At 69.4% G+C, this 20,378-nt stretch carries 21 protein-coding genes and 1 tRNA gene; 12 read left to right on the plus strand and 10 right to left on the minus strand.

The window, feature by feature from the left end; translation table 11 throughout:
- Positions 1-134: 134 nt before the first annotated feature.
- The 5 genes from QNA09_RS26750 (at position 135) to QNA09_RS26770 (ending at position 5,792) form a co-directional block, all read left to right on the plus strand.
- Positions 135-608 (plus strand): Dps family protein, encoded by a 474-nt coding sequence (locus QNA09_RS26750; protein WP_010594995.1) that lies wholly within the window; start codon positions 135-137, stop codon positions 606-608.
- 143 nt (positions 609-751) lie between these two features.
- Positions 752-1,561, plus strand: coding sequence for a metal-dependent hydrolase (locus tag QNA09_RS26755; RefSeq protein WP_010594996.1), 810 nt, complete (start codon positions 752-754; stop codon positions 1,559-1,561).
- An 87-nt stretch (positions 1,562-1,648) separates the two neighbouring features.
- Positions 1,649-3,424: a cholesterol oxidase substrate-binding domain-containing protein gene (locus QNA09_RS26760; RefSeq protein ID WP_040273647.1), complete on the plus strand. Its 1,776-nt coding sequence runs from the start codon at positions 1,649-1,651 to the stop codon at positions 3,422-3,424.
- A gap of 126 nt (positions 3,425-3,550) precedes the next feature.
- Positions 3,551-4,996: a family 43 glycosylhydrolase gene (locus QNA09_RS26765; RefSeq protein ID WP_040273649.1), complete on the plus strand. Its 1,446-nt coding sequence runs from the start codon at positions 3,551-3,553 to the stop codon at positions 4,994-4,996.
- 49 nt (positions 4,997-5,045) lie between these two features.
- Positions 5,046-5,792 (plus strand): maleylpyruvate isomerase family mycothiol-dependent enzyme, encoded by a 747-nt coding sequence (locus QNA09_RS26770; RefSeq protein ID WP_048774220.1) that lies wholly within the window; start codon positions 5,046-5,048, stop codon positions 5,790-5,792.
- A 12-nt stretch (positions 5,793-5,804) separates the two neighbouring features.
- Here QNA09_RS26770 and QNA09_RS26775 read toward each other — a convergent pair whose 3' ends face one another.
- Both QNA09_RS26775 and QNA09_RS26780 read right to left on the minus strand, forming a co-directional pair.
- Positions 5,805-6,824 (minus strand): ABC transporter substrate-binding protein, encoded by a 1,020-nt coding sequence (locus QNA09_RS26775; protein WP_017681213.1) that lies wholly within the window; start codon positions 6,822-6,824, stop codon positions 5,805-5,807.
- An 80-nt stretch (positions 6,825-6,904) separates the two neighbouring features.
- On the minus strand, positions 6,905-8,125 hold the full coding sequence (locus QNA09_RS26780; RefSeq protein ID WP_119699353.1) for a fatty acid desaturase: 1,221 nt from the start codon (positions 8,123-8,125) through the stop codon (positions 6,905-6,907).
- Between the two features lie 353 nt (positions 8,126-8,478).
- Between QNA09_RS26780 and QNA09_RS26785 the strand changes: the two genes are divergently transcribed.
- Positions 8,479-9,234: a TetR/AcrR family transcriptional regulator C-terminal domain-containing protein gene (locus QNA09_RS26785; RefSeq protein ID WP_010595002.1), complete on the plus strand. Its 756-nt coding sequence runs from the start codon at positions 8,479-8,481 to the stop codon at positions 9,232-9,234.
- On the opposite strand, the gene QNA09_RS26790 is transcribed toward QNA09_RS26785, so the two are convergent.
- From QNA09_RS26790 to QNA09_RS26800, 3 genes are all read right to left on the minus strand, one after another.
- Positions 9,209-9,697 (minus strand): DUF5994 family protein, encoded by a 489-nt coding sequence (locus tag QNA09_RS26790; protein ID WP_010595003.1) that lies wholly within the window; start codon positions 9,695-9,697, stop codon positions 9,209-9,211. The genes QNA09_RS26785 and QNA09_RS26790 overlap by 26 nt on opposite strands.
- A gap of 195 nt (positions 9,698-9,892) precedes the next feature.
- Positions 9,893-9,966 (minus strand) — tRNA-Pro (locus QNA09_RS26795).
- 54 nt (positions 9,967-10,020) lie between these two features.
- On the minus strand, positions 10,021-10,974 hold the full coding sequence (locus tag QNA09_RS26800) for a metallophosphoesterase (protein ID WP_010595004.1): 954 nt from the start codon (positions 10,972-10,974) through the stop codon (positions 10,021-10,023).
- 65 nt (positions 10,975-11,039) lie between these two features.
- Between QNA09_RS26800 and QNA09_RS26805 the strand changes: the two genes are divergently transcribed.
- A complete protein-coding gene (locus QNA09_RS26805) occupies positions 11,040-11,516 on the plus strand; it encodes a GatB/YqeY domain-containing protein (protein ID WP_010595005.1) in 477 nt (158 codons plus the stop codon).
- Positions 11,517-11,571: 55 nt separating this feature from the next.
- Here the strand turns inward: QNA09_RS26805 and QNA09_RS26810 are convergent, their stop codons facing one another.
- Positions 11,572-13,923 (minus strand): penicillin-binding protein, encoded by a 2,352-nt coding sequence (locus tag QNA09_RS26810; protein WP_010595006.1) that lies wholly within the window; start codon positions 13,921-13,923, stop codon positions 11,572-11,574.
- A 301-nt stretch (positions 13,924-14,224) separates the two neighbouring features.
- Here QNA09_RS26810 and QNA09_RS26815 point away from each other — a divergent pair, with 301 nt between their 5' ends.
- Complete coding sequence (locus tag QNA09_RS26815; RefSeq protein WP_026137870.1) at positions 14,225-14,548, plus strand: WhiB family transcriptional regulator; 324 nt, start codon at positions 14,225-14,227, stop codon at positions 14,546-14,548.
- A 55-nt stretch (positions 14,549-14,603) separates the two neighbouring features.
- On the opposite strand, the gene QNA09_RS26820 is transcribed toward QNA09_RS26815, so the two are convergent.
- Together QNA09_RS26820 and QNA09_RS26825 are read right to left on the minus strand one after the other, a co-directional pair.
- Complete coding sequence (locus QNA09_RS26820; RefSeq protein WP_010595008.1) at positions 14,604-15,743, minus strand: ArsA family ATPase; 1,140 nt, start codon at positions 15,741-15,743, stop codon at positions 14,604-14,606.
- On the minus strand, positions 15,740-16,753 hold the full coding sequence (locus tag QNA09_RS26825; RefSeq protein ID WP_010595009.1) for an ArsA-related P-loop ATPase: 1,014 nt from the start codon (positions 16,751-16,753) through the stop codon (positions 15,740-15,742). Before QNA09_RS26825 ends, QNA09_RS26820 begins: the two co-directional genes overlap by 4 nt.
- A gap of 42 nt (positions 16,754-16,795) precedes the next feature.
- Here QNA09_RS26825 and QNA09_RS26830 point away from each other — a divergent pair, with 42 nt between their 5' ends.
- From QNA09_RS26830 to QNA09_RS26840, 3 genes are read left to right on the plus strand one after another with little or no spacing between them, the layout of a single operon-like run.
- The gene (locus QNA09_RS26830) at positions 16,796-16,960 is read left to right on the plus strand and encodes a DUF4177 domain-containing protein (RefSeq protein ID WP_006945567.1); all 165 of its coding nucleotides are present in this window, start codon (positions 16,796-16,798) and stop codon (positions 16,958-16,960) included.
- Positions 16,961-16,965: 5 nt separating this feature from the next.
- Positions 16,966-17,445 carry a RidA family protein gene (locus QNA09_RS26835; protein ID WP_017681218.1) on the plus strand — a complete coding sequence of 160 codons (480 nt, stop codon included), beginning with the start codon at positions 16,966-16,968 and terminating at the stop codon, positions 17,443-17,445.
- A gap of 59 nt (positions 17,446-17,504) precedes the next feature.
- Entirely contained in the window at positions 17,505-18,293 is a 789-nt protein-coding gene (locus tag QNA09_RS26840) for an MBL fold metallo-hydrolase (RefSeq protein WP_010595011.1), read from the plus strand.
- 66 nt (positions 18,294-18,359) lie between these two features.
- Here QNA09_RS26840 and QNA09_RS26845 read toward each other — a convergent pair whose 3' ends face one another.
- Positions 18,360-19,034, minus strand: a complete 675-nt coding sequence (locus QNA09_RS26845) for a Crp/Fnr family transcriptional regulator (protein ID WP_003935274.1) — start codon at positions 19,032-19,034, stop codon at positions 18,360-18,362.
- Between the two features lie 198 nt (positions 19,035-19,232).
- On the minus strand, positions 19,233-19,502 hold the full coding sequence (locus tag QNA09_RS26850) for a hypothetical protein (RefSeq protein ID WP_026137871.1): 270 nt from the start codon (positions 19,500-19,502) through the stop codon (positions 19,233-19,235).
- A gap of 72 nt (positions 19,503-19,574) precedes the next feature.
- Between QNA09_RS26850 and nth the strand changes: the two genes are divergently transcribed.
- Positions 19,575-20,369 carry an endonuclease III gene (gene nth / locus QNA09_RS26855; RefSeq protein WP_026137872.1) on the plus strand — a complete coding sequence of 265 codons (795 nt, stop codon included), beginning with the start codon at positions 19,575-19,577 and terminating at the stop codon, positions 20,367-20,369.
- The last annotated feature ends 9 nt before the right edge of the window (positions 20,370-20,378 follow it).

Raw genomic sequence — 20,378 nt, forward strand, 5'->3', positions numbered from 1 at the left:
CACTTCGTTGCCTGCGGCCGCAGGGAACCAGGCCACCGCCTCGGGCGTTGAAACAGGGCAGTATGTCCGAAGTACGACCGGCGCGACGTCCGTCGCCGCCGGGAGGCACATCGACACCGATAGGAGCTCGGATCATGACCGGACCCATCACCAGCACGCTGAATCCGGACCAGCAGAAGATCGCGGGGGATGCTCTGCAGGACACCCTGGTCGACATGATCGACCTGAGCTTGATCGCCAAGCAGGCGCACTGGAACGTCGTCGGCCCCCAGTTCCGCAGCCTGCACCTCGCCCTGGACGAGATCGTCACGGCCGCCCGGACCTACACCGACGAGGTGGCGGAGCGGCTCACGGCGATCGGCGTCAGCCCGGACGGACGGGCCACGACCGTCGCCCAGGACTCGGGCACCAAGGGGTTCGGTGCGGGTTGGACCAAGGACGAGCAGGTCGTCGCGTCGATCACCGACAACCTCTCGGCCGTCATCGGCCGCCTGCGCGAGCGCATCGCGGCGACGGACGAGGCGGACCCGGTCACGCAGGACCTGCTCATCGCCCAGACCGCCGGTCTCGAGCAGACGCATTGGATGTGGCAGGCCCAGCTCGCCTGAGCCGGTACCTCCCTCAGGGCCACCCGTTCCCGCGGGTGGCCCTTCGTGTGTTCCGGGCGATCGAACACCTGTGTTACTGGAGTGTCGGATGTGATTGCTACGTTGGCACCGGTCCGTTCTCCGATCGAAAGGTGCCTGCAGCGATGGTCATGGGTCCTACCCACGCGGTGTCCGGGGCGCTGGTCGGCCTCCTCGTCGCCGACGTGCTGCCCCCGGAGTGGGGTGGACCCGGCTCCACGGCGGAGACCTTCGCGTTCGCCGCGGTCTGCGCCGGCTCAGCCCTGCTGCCGGATCTCGACACCCCGCAGTCGACGGTGGCGCGGTCCTTCGGGCCGGTCAGTCAGGTGGCGGCGCGCGGCATCGACAACCTCTCGCTCGGCTACTACACGCTCACCAAGGGCCGTCGTGACCGTAGCCGCCGGGGTGGCCATCGCACGTTGACGCACACGGCCCTGTTCGCGGCCCTGCTGGGGGCGGGGGTGTCCATGCTCGTCGCCCGGTTCGACCGGGTCGCGGTCGTCGCCGTCCTGTTCGTCACGCTCGGCCTGGCGCTGCGCGGGCTCGCGGACGGCTGGGCCAAGCGCAACGGGTGGCTCGTGGTGACCGCGACCTCGGCGGTGTTGTCGGTGCTCATGTGGAACTGGTTCCCCGGCGAGGTGGGTTCGGTGGGCCTCGGGGTGGCGGTAGCGCTCGGATGCGCGACGCACTGCCTGGGCGACGCCGTCACCAAGGAGGGCATCCCTTTTCTCGCGCCGTTCGTGCCCTGGCGCGGCGAACGCTGGTGGGAGATCCGGATGCCCGGGTTCCTCGCCATCCGCGCCGGCGGCGCGTTCGAGCTGGCGATCCTCGGCCCGGCGCTGACGATCGCCGCGGTTGCGATAGCGGTGTGGTCGATCGACGGCGCGCCGGAACTCCTGCGCGAAGCCGTCGGGGTGTCGCGCGCCGGCAGCTGACGCGGATTTCGGAACCACTGGCATCGAAAGAGAACTTGTTCTATTTTTGCTCTGTTTCTGCCTCCCGCCAGATCGGAGCCCAGCCCGGTGAAAGCCCGCGATGCCCGGACGGACGGCGACCCCGTCTCCACCACGACCCTCAGCCGACGAGGCTTTCTCGGCGCCGCCGGTGCCGTGGGATTGACCGGTCTCGCCTGGAAACCCGCCGGCGCAGTCCCGGTCGGTGATCCGCGCGCCACCATTCCGGCGCCCCCGGCATTCCCCGCGGATATCCCGCTGGCCCAGCAGCGCTTCGAGAACTGGGCCCGGACGATCCGCTTCGACGCGGTGTGGACCGCGACCGCACGCGATGCGCACGACGTCGTGCGCATCGCCGACTGGGCCCGCGCCCACGGCTACCGCGTCCGCCCGCGGGGCACCATGCACAGTTGGAGCCCGCTGACCGTCGTGCCCGGCGAGAGCGTCGAGAAGATCGTGCTGATCGACACGATGGCGCACCTGAACGCCGTCACCGTCGATCCCGCAGGAACGCCCGCCACCGTCACCGCCGGCGCGGGCGCGAGCATCGAATCGATCCTCACCGCGCTGGAGCAGCACGGCCTCGGGTGGGCCAATGCGCCGGCCATCGGCGACATCACCATCGCCGGAGCGCTGTCGATCGGCGCGCACGGCGCCACCTATCCGGCCGCGGGGGAGCGGGCGATCCCCGGCCAGTCGTTCGGCTCCCTGTCGAACCTCGTCGTCGCCCTCACCGCCGTCGTGTGGAACGGCGCCGCCGGCGCCTACGAACTGCGCGAGTTCCGTCGGTCCGAACCCGAGATCACGCCCCTGCTCGCCCACCTGGGCCGCAGCTTCGTCACCTCGGTGACCCTGCAGGCCGGGGCCAACTACCGGCTGCGCTGCCAGAGCTTCACCGACGTGCCGTGGCAGGAACTGTTCGCCCCGCCCGGCGCTCCGGGCCGCACCTTCGAGCGGTTCGTCGAGGAGTCCGGCCGAGTGGAGGCGATCTGGTTCCCCTTCACGCAGACGCCGTGGTTGAAGATCTGGTCGGTGTGCCCCGAGAAGCCGCCGACCGCGCGCGAGGTGCACGGCCCGTACAACTACTTCTTCTCCGACAGCATCCCCGAGGAGGTCACCACACTTCTCGGTCAGGTGGCGAGCGGGATGCAGGCCGCCACCCCGGCCTTCGGCGCCGCCCAGTTCGGGGCCGTCGCCGCCGGTCTCGCCGCCACCGGCACCGCCGACCTGTGGGGCTGGTCGAAGGACCTGTTGTTCTATCTGCGGGCCACCACGCTGCGCGTCGTCGCCGGCGGCGGGGTGGTCCTCACGCGGCGGGCGAACATCGCCCGCGTCATCCACGAGTTCACCACGTGGTTGCACGAACGGATGACCCACTACGCCTCGCTCGGGCAGTATCCGGTCAACATGCCGTTCGAGGTGCGCCTGTGCACCGTGGACGATCAGTCGGAGGTGCTCGTCGAGTCGGCGGGCCCGCCGAACCTGTCGGCCGTCCGTCCCCGTCCCGACCGGCCCGAGTGGGACACGGCCATCTGGATGAACGTCGTCTCCGTTCCCGGCACCGCGGGACAGTCCGCCTTCTTCCAGGAGATGGAGCAGTGGATGGCCGACCATTACTCCGGTGACTACGCGACCTTCCGGTCGGAGTGGTCGAAGGGCTGGGCGTTCGACGCGGCGGGCGGATACCGGGATCCGAGGTTTCTCGGTGAGGTCGTCCCGGCGATGTACCGCACCGGACTGTCCGCCGACGAGGGCTGGGACGCGGCGCGCGCGTCGTTCGACCGGCACGACCCGCATCGGGTGTTCACCAACGGATTCCTCGATCGGTTGCTGCCGCCGGTGTGAGGCGCGGGACCGGTCCGAGGGCACGGTTCGGTTTCGATCCCGCCGCTTCCGTCGTTCACAACTCTCACATCAGTCACATCCGTATACATTTGCCCCGTTCCATGTGGGTGCGACGGTGGGAGCGACGTGCGGAAGTTCGAGACGGGGAAGAACGCGGGAGGCACGCACGCGGCGCGGCGCCACGTCCGTCGGGGGGCCGCCGCCGCAGCGCTGCTCGCCTGTCTGATCGCCCCGGCGCCGTCGGCCGCGGCGAACCCGATCGTCGAGCCGGTGGCGGCCGACCCCAGCATCGTGCGGGCATCCGACGGGGCGTACTACATGTACACGACGGGTGACGACTGGGGCGACGGCCGGGGCCTGCGCGGGATGTCCGTCTTCACGTCCTTCGACCTCACGGACTGGAAGTACGTCGACGACGTGTTCTCCGAGATTCCCACCTGGCACCCGCCGGACAACTACGTGTGGGCTCCCCACGTGATCGAGTCGGACTCCGGCTACAGCCTCTACTACGCGCTCCCGGACGGGGCGAATCCGTGCATCGGTCTCGCCACCGCACCCGGACCGGCCGGCCCGTGGACCGACCTGGGTCGTCCCGTGTTCTGCGCCGAGGACGTCGGAGTCCAGGGCACGATCGATCCGTTCGTATGGGACGACGGCACGACGAAGACGATGTTCGTCGGGAATTTCAAAGGCGTCTACGCCATCCCGCTGAATGCGGAGGGAACCGCGCCTGCCGGCGAACCGGTCCGGGTCGCGGACGAACGCTTCGAGGGACCACACGTCGAACATCGCGACGGCTACTACTACCTGTTCCTCTCCTCCGGCCACTGCTGCAACGGCGCCGACACCGCCTACCGGGTCCTCGTCGGCCGGTCCGAGTCGTTGACCGGCCCGTACGTCGACCGCAAGGGCGACGATCTCGACGGCGGTGGCGGCGCGCTCATCCTGGCCGGCAGCGACCCGTGGGCAGGGCCCGGGCACAACACGGTGGTGACCGACGACGCCGGCGACGACTGGATCGTCTACCACGCGATTCCCCGCGACGATCTCCAGCTGCCCAGCGGCGCGCAGCGACGGGAGGGCATGATCGACCGGATCGTGTGGGCCAACGGCTGGCCGGAGATCGGCGACGGATCCCCGTCGTCGACCCGGCCCGCCGTTCCCCGAACGGATCTGCCCGTGCGCGTCTCCCTCACCGCGGACACGTCCACGACGCTGCCCGCGTCCGGCGGGGTGGTCGAGGCCACCCTGCTCGTCGAAGCACCCGACGACGCGCCCTACACGGGGCAGGTGTGGGCCGGGGCGGTCCGCCCGAACGGCGAGGAAGGCGAGCCGGTCCTGGACCCGATCGACGTCGATCTGGCCGCGGGGGAAACCCTCGAGGAGCGGATCGCGTTCACGGTGAGCGACGGTGCGGCGAACGGCACGTATGGTCTGTACGCGTTCGCCGGCACCCACGGCGGGGAGATCGTCGAGTTCGGTGCCGTCACCGCCCGCAAGTCCGACGGGCTCTCGGACGTCGGGGAGCCCGTCGACGTGATGACGCTGCGCGTGCGCGAGACGGCGCGCTGACAGGGGGCGCTCCGGCAGGAAGCAGGTGCCCGGGACGCATAATCGAGGCGTGGATCGAGCGTCCTATCCGAAGCTGTTGCGCGCGGACACCGAGCGGCTGCTCGCCGTCGGCGAAGGCCGGCTCGACCGGCCGGTCCCGACCTGCCCGCGCTGGTCCGTCGAGCGGCTTCTCGGGCACGTCGGCCGCGTGCACCGGAACGCGGCAGCCTGGCTGCGGACCGGCCGCCGCACCGAGATCCCACCCGCTCCGGCCGGGGCCGCCGTCCTCCCGTGGGTGCGGGACGGACTCGAGGAGTTGACGGAGGCCGTGCAGTCGGCCGACCCACACGCCGACGAGCAGACCTTCGCCGGACCGCAGCCGGCGTCGTTCTGGGTCCGTCGCATGGCGGTCGAAACTGCGCTGCACCGGATCGACGCCGAGCTCGCCACGGGCGAGGGCACCACGCCCGTCGACACCGCACTGGCCGTCGAGGGCATCGACGAACTCTTCGGGGTGCTGCTCCCGTTCCGTGCCCTTGCCGGGACGGGGAGTGCCGGGTCGCCGTCCTGGTCTGGGAAGACGATGCACCTGCATGCGACCGACCCCGCCCTCGCCGCGGGCGAGGGCGAATGGTCGATCACCTTCGATGCCGACGAACCTTCCGTCGTCCACACCCACGCCGAGGGGGACGTCGCAGTCTGCGGGCCGGCATCGGATCTGTTGCTCCTCCTGTGGAACCGGGCGTCCCTCGACCGGTTCGAGGTGTTCGGTGACGCCGCGTTGCTGACCCGTTGGCGCGACGAGGTGACGATCTGACGCAGATGTCGGTTACTGCCGTGCGAGCAATCGCTCGAGGTCGTCGAGAACGAGCATTGCGCCGGTCGGGCCGAGTGCGAGGAACCACGTCTCGTCGCTCACCGCGACGGCGCGCCCCTGCTGCACGGCTGTGAGGCTCGACCACAGCGGGCCGCCGACGACGGCCGCCTCGTCGGTTTCTCTGCCGTAGCTCGAGTAGAAGATCCGGTCGCCGTCCGCCTCCGTGATCGTTTCCGGGCTGACCTCGGCCGCAAGTTCCTCGATGTCCTGGACCGGCGGACGGCGCAGCCCGACGTCCTGCAGGATGACGCCGATGAACGAGAGGTTCCCGTACAGGCGGATCTTGCCGGACATGAACCGCACGAGCGAGATGCTCGGATCGCCCTGGATCGAGTCCCCCACCTCGTCGGCGCGGGTCTGATAGGCATTGAGGACCGACTCGGCCTTCTCCTCCTCGCCCAGCGCGTCCGCGACGAGCAGGAAATTCTCCTTCCACGGGAAACCGGGCCGGATCGAGAACACGGTCGGGGCGATGGCGGACAGCTGCGGGTACATCTTGTCCGCGCGGAGCTTGCTGCCGACGATCAGATCCGGCCGCAGCGTGCCGATGGCCTCGAGATCGAGGTTGTTGATCGTGCCCACGTCGGCGACGCCGGCGAGCCGGTCCGCGAGGTACGACGGCTGCTCCGCAGCGCCCTCGGGACTCGCGATGCCCACGGGAGTGAGGCCGAGGGAGAGGACGGCATCGAGCTCGCCGCCGTCGAGCACGACGACGCGCTGCGGCTTGACCGCGATCTCCGTCTCGCCGAGAGCGTGGGTGACGACCCGGGGGAACTGTCCGGGCGCCGCGTCGCTGCCGAGCTTCGCCGTCTCCTCGTCGGCGGTGGCGAACAGCCGGCCACCGGTGGCGACGTCGGCGTTGCCGGCGCCGGTGTCGCGGGTCGACTCGGCGGCGCCGCCGCAGGCCGCGACCGTGAAGGTGACGAGCAGGGCCGCGGCGGTGAGGCGGCCGAGGTGTCTGAGCTTGTTCATGAGGGGAGGCTATCCTCACGGCCTGCTCTTCCGTGGCCCCGCCCCGGATGGTCACCCCAATGCCGGGCAGGGTTCATCGCTCACCGGCGGTTGCGCCGGTCGAGGTGCAAGGTCCGCAGAACTGCCCGACGGCCGGGCCGAAGGGCCGCCGGCGGAACGACCGGCGCGGTAGCCGGGGAGCGGAACTTCAGTTCGGAGGCGGTTTCCGGGGCGTCATCGGAGGTCGCCCGCAGGAATCGATCGGGCAGCGCGAGCTTGTGGATCGTACGCAGAGTCAGAAGATACTGCCGCACAAGCGGACCCGTCGTGTACGGCAGATCGTACTTGTCGCACAGCGCCCGGACCTTCATGGAGATCTCTGCGTAGCGGTTGCTGGGAAGGTCCGGGAACAGATGATGCTCGATCTGGTAGCAGAGGTTGCCGCTCAGGAAAGCCATCACCGCGCCGGCGCGGAAATTGGCACTTCCGAGCATCTGCCGGAGATACCATTCCGCCCTCGTCTCGTGCTCGAGCTCGACGAGGGTGAACTTCTCGGCGCCGTCGGGAAAGTGCCCGCAGAAGATCACCACGTACGACCACAGGTTCCGGAGCAGATTCGCGACCAGATCGGCCGTCAGGGTACGCCGCCAGCGACGATCGCTGAGCGCGGGGAAGACCAGGTAGTCCTTCAGCGATTGGCGGACAAGCTTTCCCGTCAGTGCTCGCCGGTGGGCGGTCTTCTCGGCCTCGCTGCCGGCGTGCTCGTTCGCGGAATGCAGACCGTGCAGTGCGATCCCCCACTCGAAGGTGATTGCCAACAGCAGGTTTCGCAGCGGTTGCGCCAGATTGCCGGGCTGCCAAGGCTGGTCGCGGGTGATCCGGATGACGCCGAAGCCGAGGTCGTCGTCCACGCCGACGACGTTGTTGAAAACGTGGTGGCGGTAGTTGTGGGAGTACCGCCACTGCGAGGAGAGCCCGGCCATGTCCCACTCCCACGTCGTGGAGTGGATTTCCGGGTCGTTCATCCAGTCCCACTGCCCGTGCGAGACGTTGTGACCGATCTCCATGTTCTCCACGCTCTTGGCGACAGCGAGGGCTGCCACTCCGAGAACCCACCCGGCCCGAGCCCTGCTGGTGCAGATCAGCAGCCGTGCAGCGACATCCAGTGCACGCTGGAACGCGATCGTGCGCCGGATGTAGGCGGCGTCCGCCGCCCCGAGCGACTCGGCGACATCTCGGCGGATCTCGTTCAGTTCGGTGCTCAGCGCCTCGACATCATCCGCGGTGAGGTGCGCATATTCCTTGATGTCGGAGATCGCCATGGTGTCCTTTCCGCATCGAGTTCGCAACGGGCGAGGTAGGATTCGGACCCCGCTGCGGGAGCGGATCAACGGTCGGTGCGGTGGCCCACCGCGGCGCACGTCGTCGAGTCACGTTCTCGGTAGCGGGGCGGCCACGACGCCGGTGCGTGTCGGTCGATTCGCGACGGGATCCGCGGGGCGCCCCGCCCGTTCCGGCGGTCACGACGAGCAGGACGTTCGGTCGCACAAGGTCGATCACGGCGGCCTCCCGAGGCCTGGGATGTAGGACCAGTCAACACCGCGTCACCGAGGGTGTCAACGCTGTAGACCTACAGCACAGGGCTACAGTGGACACGGACGGGAAGGAGTCCGTGATGCCGAAGACTCCCGCGGGCCGCCCGGTCGGACCCTGGGGCGGGAACATTCGGACCCGGGAAGCGATCCTCACGTCCGCGCTCGCGATCATCGATCGCGACGGCGTCGAGGGGCTCTCCATGCGCCGCCTCGGCAAGGCACTCGGCCGGGATCCGATGATCCTGTACCGCCACGCGCCGAACAAGGCCGCCCTCCTCGACGGAGTCGCCGAGATCGTCCTCGGGCAACTGTCCGTCGACCCCCAGGGCGGTGACTGGGAAGATCAACTACGAACGGTGGCAAGGGATTTCCGTCGACTGGCTCTCGACCACCCGCACGTGGTTCCGTTGCTGGTCACCCGCCCCTTGTCCACGCCCCTCGCGCTGCGTCCGCTCGGAACTCTGCGTCCCCTCGAAGGTATCCTGACCCTGCTCACCCGGGCCGGCTTCACTGCGGCCGACGCCCTGCATGTCTACCGGGCCTTGTTCGGGTTCCTTCACGGTCACGTCCTCGACGAGTTGCAGGAACTCGTCGAGCGGCCGGAGGAGTCCGACGACCTGCTCCGCCTGGGGCTGCATCGGCTACCGATCGGCGAGTTCCCCATCCTACGTAGTCTCGCGCCGATTCTGGCCTCCTACGACGGTGCCGCCGAGTTCGAGCGCGGCCTCGACGTCTTCTTTTCGGGCCTGACGGCCACACTGGACTCCGGGGGCGGCCGGTATCCGGACGAGCCGGCACCGCCGGCCGATCCTACGAATCCGCCAACGTGCGCATGATGCCGTAGGCGTGGTCCGGTTCGGTGTCGGGGGACAGGAGCACCAGCACGAGTTGGGTGCCGTTGCACCCGAGGAAGTACATCGTGTGCGGTGGTTGTCCGGGTGCCGGTTCGCGCAGGGCGGTGCCGCCCGAGTCGAGGGTGAACTCGTCGATTCGTTTTCGCGAGATCTGCAGGGCGTTCCAGTCGAAGCAGACCCGGGCCACGGGTCCGAGGCGCAGGACGAGCGCGGAGATCAGGTCGTCCAGCTCGTCGGTGAGGTTCGTGGTCCACGGGAACCAGGAGCCGTCGATCGAGGACGGTGGTGCGGAGTTCGGCCGGAGCAGGAAGCGCGGCGTGTGGGCCGGTGTGGGAAATCGGGCAGGCGGGCGGTGCGACGGCGCGGTGCGCTCGGGCGGCACGGAGCGATCGGGCGGCACGGAGCGATCGTCGGCGACGTGGGTGATGGCGTGGTTGTGCGTCATGAGACGCTCCTTGGGTGGCCTCGGGGAGGCCGGCTTGTCACCGGGAGGCGTCGAGCCGGATGCTCGAGACGGGAACGTGCCGGTCTGCTCACCGTACGTCACGATCACGGCGGACGTGCCGTGCCGAGAAACTGAGAACGAGATCGGGGCCTCTTCTCCGTGCGGAGAAGAGGCCCCGATCAGGTTCTTCGCGAGTCGGGGTGGCGGGATTCGAACCCACGACCTCTTCGTCCCGAACGAAGCGCGCTACCAAGCTGCGCCACACCCCGTTTCGAACCTCGGTCAGCTTACAGCACGATGGGGTTGACGGTTAAATCGCCTGGTCAGCGCGGCGAAAACGTACTCCGGGTACCCGCGTCCGCGGTGCTTCGAGCCTGCTCCCGCGGTGCCGGAACCAGCGTCAGCAGCGTCGCCTCGGGACGGCACCAGAACCGGGCGGGTGCCGTCGGTGACGTGCCGATGCCCGCCGAGACGTGCAACCGCATGTGCGACCCCCAGCGCGACGGGCCCTTGACCCGCGACCGGTCCAGCCCGCAGTTGGTCACCAGCGCGCCGACCAGCGGCAGGCACAGTTGACCACCGTGGGTATGACCCGCCATCACCAGGTCGTACCCGTCGTCCGCGAACCGGTCCAGCACCCGCGGTTCGGGCGAGTGGGTCAGCCCCAGCCGCAGATCCGCCGCCGGATTCGCGGGACCGGCGACGGTGTCGTACCGGTCCCGGTCGATGTGCGGGTCGTCGACACCGGCTGCGCTGATGCGCACCCCGGCGATCTCGAGCTCGCGTCGCACGTGCGTGACGTCGAGCCAGCCGCGCTCGCTGAACGCGGCGCGCAGATCACTCCAGGGCAGTGGCGCGCCGTGCACGCGCTCGTGGTTGCGGTCGAAGTACTTCAGCGGGTTCTTCACCCGCGGCCCGAAGTAGTCGTTGCTGCCGAAGACGAACAGCCCCGGCCGGGCGAGCAGACCGCCGAGCGCCTGCACGACGGCGGGGACCGCCTTCGGATGCGCGAGATTGTCACCGGTGTTGATCACCAGGTCGGGTTCGAGGCGGTCGAGCTCGCGAAGCCAGTTCTGCTTGAGCCGCTGCCCGGGCGTCATGTGGATGTCGCTCAGGTGCAGCACTCGCAGCGTCGAGGCGTCCGGCGCGAGCACCGGCAGCGTCACCTCCCGCAGAGCGAAGGCGTTGCGCTCGACGAGCGTCGCGTAGCCGAGGCCGAGGACAGCGGCACCGGCCGCGCCGATCGCGGCACGTCGGAGAGTAGGAACGTCTGGCACGTCTCCAGCGTACCGCCGGGGCTCGTCCGTGCACGGGTTCGCAGGGCACCGCGTAGCGTCGAGGCATGTCCGAGACCACGTCCTCGCTCAAAGCCACGCTCCGCGCCGACCTCACGTCCGCGATGAAGGACAAGGATGCGCTGCGCACCAACACGCTGCGCATGTTGCTCGCCGCCGTCCAGACCGAAGAAGTCGCCGGCAAGCAGGCACGCGATCTCACCGACGAGGAAGTCGTGAAGGTGCTCGCGCGCGAAGCGAAGAAGCGCGGCGAAGCTGCCGAGGTGTACACCGAGAACGGCCGCGGAGAACTGGCGGCGAAAGAGCACGCCGAGGCCCGCATCATCGACGGGTACCTGCCGACCCCGCTCACCGACGCCGAACTGGCCGACGTGGTGGACACCGCCCTCGCCCAGGTCGCCGAGGAGATCGGGGAGCGGCCGGGGCCCCGGCAGATGGGTCAGGTCATGAAGGCGGCGACCGCGATCGCCGCCGGGAAGACCGACGGCAAGCGCCTGTCCGCCGCCGTCAAGTCGCGCCTGTAGACCGCACCGGTAGACGACGGCGCCGCCCGGTCGTCGCGCGACCGGGCGGCGCCGGTCATCGTCCCGGGATGGGTGCCGGCGCGGCCGGCACCGTCGTGTCCGGTACCCGGCTCTCGCTCGGCCGGGCCGGTGTCGCACTCGGGCTCGGCGGCGCGGCGCGCACCGACCCGTCGCTGACGAAGATCGTCACCGTCGAGCCGGGGACGGCGGAACCGGACGGCGAGACCGAGGCGACGGTGCCACTGCGGCCTTCCGCCTTGACGGTCGTCTCCGTCACCTGGAACCCGGCGTCGATCAGGCGCTGGCTGGCCTGCTGCCGGTTCAGGCCCACGACGTTGGGGACCTGCGCGTTGCCGGCGCCGCGCACGTACTTCTGATCCACGGGGGGCAGCTCGGTGGGGCCGAACTTGTTCGCGACCGGCAGCAGCGCATCGAACCACGTGCGTGCGGGCTCGGTGCCGCCGAAGAGGTTGCCGTCGTAGCAGGGGCGCACCGGCCCGGAACAGATCTGCCCCGGCGTAGGCGAGTCACCGTACGTGTAGACGGATCCGGCGAGATTGTTGGTGAAACCGAGGAAGGCCGAGGACATGTGCGACTCGGTGGTTCCCGTCTTGGCCGACACCGGCAGGTTCCAGCCCACCGAGCCGGCCGCGCCGGCCGCCGTGCCGCCACCCGACGTGTCCTTGCCCAGGGCGTTCGCGAGCGTGTCGGCCAGGCCCGGTTCGACGACCTGTTCGCAGGCCTGCTGGGTGATCGGCACGGGCTTGCCCTCGCGGTCGAACACCGCGTCGATCGGCGTGGGCGGGCACCACTTGCCGTGGGAGGCGAGCGTCGCCGCGACGTTGGACAGCTCCAGCGGGTTGACCCAGGTGGGTCCCAGGGTGAACGAACCGAGGTGCTGCGCCTTCTGCATCTCGGACATGCTCTGCTCGCCGAAACCGGAGGAATTGGGCTGGGCGTAGGAGCGCAGACCGAGCCGCACCGACATGTCGACGACGGAGTCCACCCCGGTGGCCTCGATCAGCTTGACGAAGGCGGTGTTGGGGGACTGCGCCAGCGCGTCCGTCACCGACAGCTTCGGCGGGTACGGCGCGGCGTTCTCGACGCAGTAGGTGGCCGGCGGGCACCCGGGGGCGCCGCCGTCACCGAGACCGCGGGCGTTGTAGCGGGCCGGCACGTCCAGCACGGCACTCGTGCCGAGGCCCTTCTCCATCGCCGCGGCCACCGTGAAGATCTTGAACACCGAGCCGGCGCCGTGACCGGTCAGCGAGTACGGCTGCGGCTGCACCGTCTGGTTGGCCTCGCCGTCGAGACCGTACACGCGGCTCGACCCCATCGCGAGGACACGATGCGAATCCTCCCCGGGCCGGATCACGTTCATCACCGTGGCGACGTCCTCGACGGTCGGGCTCGTGAACTTGTCCAGCGACGACTTGACCGAGTTCTGGATCTCGGGGTCGAGCGTGGTGCGGATGAGATATCCGCCCTTGTCGATCTGTTCGCGGGACAACCCGGCTTCGGCCAGGTACTGCAGCGCGTACTCGCAGAAGAACCCCCGGTCGCCCGCGGCGATGCACCCGCGCGGCAGGGTCTTCGGCTCGGGCAGGACGCCGAGCGGCTGCTCCTTCGCGGCACGGATCTCGGCGGCGCGCTCGGGGATGTTCTGGATCATCGTGTCGAGCACGACGTTGCGCCGCGCCAGCACGCCGTCCGGATTGGTGTACGGGTTCAGCGCGGAACTGGACTGCACCATGCCGGCGAGCATCGCGGACTGGGTGACGTTCAGGTCCTTCGCGTCGATGCCGAAGTACGTCTGCGCGGCGTCCTGCACGCCGAAGGATCCGTTCCCGAACGGCACGAGGTTCAGGTAGCGGGTGAGGATCTCGTCCTTGGTCAGCTCGTCGTCGAGCGTCAGCGCCATCCGGATCTCCCGGATCTTGCGCGCGGGCGTCGTCTCGATCGCGGCGCGGCGTTCGGCGTCGGTCTTGGCGACCACGTGCAGCAGGTAGTTCTTCACGTACTGCTGGTCGATCGTGGACGCGCCCTGCTCGACCTGCCCGCTGGTGGTGTTGGTGAGGAAGGCGCGGATGGTGCCCTGCCAGTCGACACCCTGGTGTTCGGCGAAGCGCTTGTCCTCGATGGAGACGATGGCGAGCTTCATCTCGTTGGAGATCTGGTCGCTCGGCACCTCGAACCGGCGCTGGTCGTAGAGCCAGGCGATGGGTGTGCCCGCGGCGTCGGTCATGGTGGTGACCGCGGGCACCACCCCCTCGACGAGTTCGGCGGAACTGTTGTCCACCGTGTCCGCGGCGCGGTTCGAGACGTAGCCGAACCCCCCGGCCGCCGGGAACATCACACCGGCCAGCAGGACTCCGCCCAGTGCCGTGCATCCTGCGAGCTTCGCCACCGTTTTTCCGATCGACACGCCTACACAGTACGTGCCGCGGCGGAGCACGGACCCCGCCGCACGCGTTCCCGTGTCCGCGTTGCGCTGGCGAAAACCCTCCGACGTGCAGTGATGCACGGGCGTACCAGAAAAGTGTTTCTCCACCTTGCGCACGGGGAACTCTTTACCTAGATTGAGTCCTCAGTGTGATGCAGATAACACCTGAATAGGAATGTGGCGCAGAACGGTCGTGCTAGGCCGTCGATACTGCGTGCCTTCCAGGACCCCGTGACACGGCGTTCGGAGAGTAAGGGGCAACTGAATGCACATGACCACCCCGATGGCCCGGCTCGACGTAGACCAAGCAGAAGCACGCATCGCATGGGTATCGAAAGCCCGATGCCGTGAAGTGGACCCCGATCAGTTGTTCGTCCGTGGCGCCGCCCAGCGCAAGGCCGCAGTCATCTGCCGGCACTGCCCGGTGATGCTCCAGTGCGGCGCCGACGCCCTCGACAACCGCGTCGAATTCGGCGTCTGGGGCGGGATGACCGAACGTCAGCGCCGGGCGCTGCTCAAGCAGCATCCCGAAGTCGACTCCTGGGCCGACTTCTTCGAGGCTCAGCGTCAGCACCAGAACGCCGTCTGACCGATCGGCCGTCCGACCGATCAGCCGTCCGACCGATCAGTGGGAACCCGCGAGGTCATGCCTCGCGGGTCATCTGATCGGCCACGGCGCGCAGTGCCTCGAGATCCGAGACCTCGAAGGGCAGCGACGGTACGCCGACGACCGGCACCCGCGGATGCGCACTCGTGAATCGAGCCAGCAGCCGCAGCTCCCGCTTCGCCGTCACCGCCCGGTGCGCGTGGACCCGCAGCACGGCCTCGGCCGGCGCGTTCTCCTTCCGGCCCTGCTCCTCGAGCAGATCCGCCGCAGTCAGGGCGTGGTCGGCCGGTAGCGAGGACAGTGTCGGATGCGTGCGGTTGAGGATCAGCCCCGCGAGCGGCATGCGGTCCTCGGACAACCGCTCGACGAAGAACGATGCTTCCCGCAGCGCGTCCGGTTCGGCCGCCGCGACCACCATGAAGTGGGTGCCCGGCTGCTGCAGCAACTGGTAGGTGCGGTTCGCCCGCTCCCGGAACCCGCCGAACATCGAATCCAGGGACTGCACGAAAGCGGATGCGTCCGAAAGCATCTGGCTACCGACGATCGTCGAGACCGCTTTCAGGGCCAGGCCCATGGCGCCCGTCACCAACCGTCCCAGCCCCCGCCCCGGCGCGGTGAACATGCGGATCATCCGGCCGTCCAGGAACGCGCCGAGCCGCTGCGGTGCATCGAGGAAGTCCAGCGCATTGCGCGACGGCGGAGTGTCGACCACGATCAGATCCCAGGCGTCGCTCGCCGCGAGCTGCCCGAGCTTCTCCATCGCCATGTACTCCTGAGTGCCGGAGAACGACGAGGCCACGGTCTGATAGAACGGGTTGTCGAGGATCTGCTGCGCCTTTTCCGGTGTCGAGTGCTCGAGCACCATGTCGTCGAAGGTGCGGCGCATGTTCAGCATCATCGCGTGCAGCTCGCCCTTCGCGCCCGGCCCCAGCTGCACGAGCTGCGGACTGTTGTCGAGGGCCTGCACACCCAGCGCCTGAGCCAGCCGCCGGGCCGGATCGATCGTCAGCACCACGACGTTGCGGCCCTGCTCTGCGGCCCGCAGCGCCAGCGCCGCAGCGGTCGTGGTCTTGCCGACCCCGCCCGCGCCGGTGCACACGATGATGCGCGACGAGGGGTCGGCGAGGATGGACCGGACGTCGAGCGGCGGCGCATGGTGCGCCCGCGGCGCGGTCACCGCACACCCTGTTCGCCGAGCTGCTCCGCGAGCTCGTACAGCCCGCCGAGATCCACGCCGTCCGCCAGCGCGGGCAGATGCATTCGTGCCACGTTCACCTCGTCGAGTTGGGCGGCGCTGACCTGCTGCGCCTGCAGGGTGGATGCATGCTCGATCGTCTCGGTCAGCAGACCCGCGAAGTTCGCTTCGTCGAGCGCGACCCCCGCCCGGTCGAGTCCCTCGCGTACCGCGGCCGCATCGATCCGGCCGGCCGCCGCCTCGTCCACCATCTCCTCGGGCAGGAAGTCGGGTGCGGTCCGGTTGACGATCACGGTACCCAGCCGCAGGTCCGCCGCGAGCAGCTCGCTCACCGCGTCGGAGGTTTCCTGCACCGGGAGCGCCTCGAGCAGCGTGACCAGGTGGACCATGGTCTCGTCGGAGTGCAGCAGCCGCACGACCCCCTCGCTCTGGGAGCGGATCGGACCCGACTTCGCGAGGTCGGCCATCGCCTTGGTCACGTCGAGGAAGCTACCGATGCGGCCCGTGGGCGGGGAGTCCACCACGACCACGTCGTACACGGGTTCGCCGGTGCGGTCGGTGCGCACCACGGTCTCCTTGATCTTGCCGGTCAGGATCACGTCCCGCAGACCCGGCGCCAGCGTGGTCGCGAACTCGATGGCACCGATCCGGCGCATCGCCCGCCCCGCGAACCCGAGGTTGTAGAACATGTCCAGGTACTCGAGGAAGGCCGTCTCGATGTCGATGGCCAGGGCGTACACGGCGCCGCCGCTGTCCGTCGTGGCGATCTTGGTTTCGACCGGCGGCAGCGGCGGCACGTCGAACAGCTGGGCGATGCCCTGCCGTCCCTCCACCTCCACCAGGAGCACCTTGCGGCCCCCGGCCGCCAGCGCGAGGGCCAGCGCCCCCGCGACGGTCGACTTACCGGTGCCACCCTTGCCCGAGACGAAGTGCAGCCGCGCCTGCGCGGCCTTCGCCGGCCAGACGTCGTGTTCAGCAGTCGTTGATGCCACGACGTCGAGCCTATAAGTCCGGTGCGCATATAGGGTCGAGACATGAGCGAATTGACAACGTGGGAGTACGCGACGGTGCCCCTGCTGACCCATGCCACGAAGCAGATCCTGGACACGTGGGGGGCCGACGGCTGGGAACTCGTCTCGGTGCTTCCGGGACCCACCGGTGAGCAGCACGTCGCGTACCTCAAGCGCCCGAAGGGCTGACGGGCGTGGCAACAGGGGATTCCGCCGGGCAGAGCTGGACGGCACGGCTCGCCGAACTGGGCCTGAGCCTGCCGCCGGTGGCGGCGCCCGTCGCCGCGTACGTTCCCGCCGTCCGCACCGGTGACCACGTCTACACCTCCGGCCAGCTGCCGTTCGTCGACGGCGCGCTGGGCCTCGCCGGAAAGGTGGGCGCCGAGGTCGCGGCCGAGGACGCGAAGGCCGCGGCGCGCATCGCCGCGCTCAATGCGCTGGCCGCGGTGGACGACCTCGTCGGCATCGACAACCTCGTCCGCATCGTCAAGGTCGTGGGCTTCGTCGCATCGGCGGAGGGTTTCACCGGTCAGCCGGGTGTGATCAACGGCGCATCCGAACTCCTCGGCGAGGTGTTCGGGGAGGCGGGCGTGCACGCCCGGTCCGCCGTCGGCGTGGCCGAGCTGCCGCTCGGCGCACCCGTCGAGGTCGAGATCGTCGCCGAGGTGCGCTGACGGATGCGGGGTGGACCGGATCTAGAGTGGGACGCACCCCACATGGAGGAGGCCGGATCGTGACGCTGGTTCACCCCGCGTACGCACAGTTGCGGCAGGTCACCGCCAACGCCGCGGTGGTGCTGGCCGAGAACCCGTCGATGATGACGCTCGACGGCACCAACACCTGGATCCTGCGGGCCCCCGGCAGCGACGAATGCGTCGTGGTCGATCCGGGCCCGCTCGACGAGGCGCACCTCGCCCGCGTCGCGCGCGTTCCCGTGGCCTTGACGCTGGTCAGCCATCGGCACGGCGACCACACCGACGGCGCCGGCCGGTTCGCCGAACTCACCGGCACCCCGGTACGGGCCGTGGATGCCCGGCACCGGCACGGCGGGGGAGCGGGCCTGGCCGACGGCGAGACGATCGAGGCGGCCGGGCTGCGGATCCGGGTGCTCGCAACGCCGGGTCACACCGCGGACTCGTTGTCCTTCGTCGTCGAGGACGACCGCAGCGTGCTCACCGCCGACACCATCCTCGGCCGGGGCACCACCGTTCTCGACGACTCCGACGGCGACCTCGGGGACTACCTCGGGTCGCTCCGCCGGCTGATCGACCTGGGCGGCGGCTACACCGTTCTGCCCGGTCACGGACCGGACCTGCCCGACCTGGAGACCGTCGCCCGCGGCTATCTCGCCCATCGGGAGGAGCGGCTCGACCAGGTGCGGGCCGCGTTGCGAGTGCTCGGGGACGACGCCACGCCGCGATCCGTCGTCGAGCACGTGTACGCCGATGTGGACCCGTCGCTGTGGCCGGTCGCGGAGAAGTCGGTCAACGTCCAGCTCGAGTACCTGCGCAGTTTCGCCTGACCTGGGACGACCCGAGGCCGGTGCATCGACGATGCACCGGCCTCGGGTCGTTCGGAAGGGGTAGGCCTACCGCGCGCGGCGGGCGAGGCGCTCCGAGTCGGAGATGAGCACGCTCTTGCCCTCGAGCCGCAGCCAGCCGCGGTGGGCGAAGTCGGCGAGCGCCTTGTTCACGGTTTCGCGGGAGGCGCCGACGAGCTGTGCGATCTCCTCCTGGGTCAGGTCGTGGGTGACGCGCAGCGCGCCCGCCTCCTGGGTGCCGAACCGCTGCGCGAGCTGCAGCAGAGCCTTCGCGACGCGACCGGGCACGTCGGTGAAGATCAGGTCGGCCAGGTTGTTGTTGGTGCGGCGCAGGCGGCGCGCGAGCACGCGCAGCAGCTGCTCGGCGATCTCCGGGCGCTGATCGATCCAGGCCTTGAGGGCGTCGCGGTCCATGCTCACGGCGCGGACCTCGGTCACGGTCGTCGCGGTGGAGGTGCGCGGGCCCGGGTCGAAGATCGACAGCTCGCCGAACATGTCGGACGGACCCATGATGGTCAGCAGGTTCTCGCGCCCATCCGGGGAACGGCGGCCGAGCTTCACCTTGCCGGAGACGATGATGTACAGGCGGTCGCCCGGCTCACCCTCGTTGAAGATGACATGTCCGCGGGGGAAATCGACCGGCTGAAGCTCTTTGACCAGCGCCGCAACCGCCGAGGGTTCGACTCCTTGGAAGATGCCTGCTCTGGCCAGGACGTCGTCCACGTGCGCTCCTTTGAGGGTAATTCTCGTCGTCATGCTGCCGGGTCCGCACGACGTCCACGGGCGCCCGGACAGGCCACCTGCAACGCGTACGGAATCGAAGTCTACTGTGCGCGCCCTCGGCACGAGTGATTGACACCACGACAACCGTCGTGCCGTTCCCGCAGCAGCGCCCACGCATCCTACCGATGCGTCCCGAAATCAGCTCGCGCGGCGCTCCCCTATGTCGGACTCCGCGTCGTCGAACTCCATGACGAGGACCCGCCGCCGGCGGCGGTGGAACCGGGCGAGAGCGTGGGGGAATCCCTCCCTGGCCAGGGTGGCGACGTCGTCGTGGCTCGCCTTGTCGAGGAACTCCTCGACCTCCTGCTGGCGAACGGACAGACGGCTCAGCCGGGACTCGACCCGCTCCATCGCCAATGCGAACAGCATGAGCAGCACGGGGAAGAGCACGACAGCAAGAGCTTGCATACCGGGAAGTAAACACAAGAAAGGTCTCAGATGCGACACAGCGCCGAATCCGCGACGGGCCGGGTACGTACAGTGGAGCAGGTGCATGCGACCCCGTCCGAGAGTCCCGACGTGCGCCGACGACGCGCGTCCGGAGGCGAGCGCCCACCCGAGAGTCGGCTCGCCCTCGTGCGCCGGGCGCGTCGCATGAACCGGCGGCTCGCCGAGGCGTTTCCCCACGTGTACTGCGAACTCGACTTCACCACGCCACTCGAGCTGGCGGTCGCCACGATCCTGTCCGCCCAGTGCACGGATGTGCGGGTCAACCAGGTGACCCCGGCACTGTTCGCCCGCTACCCGGATGCCCGCGCCTACGCCGAGGCCGACCGCGCCGAGCTCGAGGAGTACATCCGGTCCACCGGCTTCTACCGCAACAAGGCCAACTCCCTGATCGGGCTCGGCCAGGCCCTGCTCGAGCGGTTCGACGGCGAGGTGCCACGCCGGCTCGAGGATCTCGTCACACTTCCCGGATTCGGGCGCAAGACCGCCAACGTCGTCCTCGGCAACGCGTTCGGCGTTCCCGGCATCACCGTCGACACCCACTTCCAGCGCCTCGTGCACCGCTGGAAGTGGACCGGGGAAACCGACCCGGTCAAGATCGAACACGCCGTCGGTGCGCTCGTCGAACGCAAGGAATGGACCCTGCTCTCGCATCGGGTGATCTTCCACGGCCGGCGCGTGTGCCACGCCCGCAAACCCGCCTGCGGCATCTGCGTACTGGCCAAGGACTGCCCGTCCTACGGCATCGGACCGACCGACCCCGTGACCGCCGCCGCGCTGGTGAAGGGACCGGAGACCGAGCACCTGCTCGAACTGGCCGGACGGTGACCCGGTGCA

This window comes from Rhodococcus sp. AH-ZY2, from assembly GCF_030916465.1.
Classification (GTDB): Bacteria; Actinomycetota; Actinomycetes; order Mycobacteriales; family Mycobacteriaceae; genus Rhodococcus; species Rhodococcus ruber.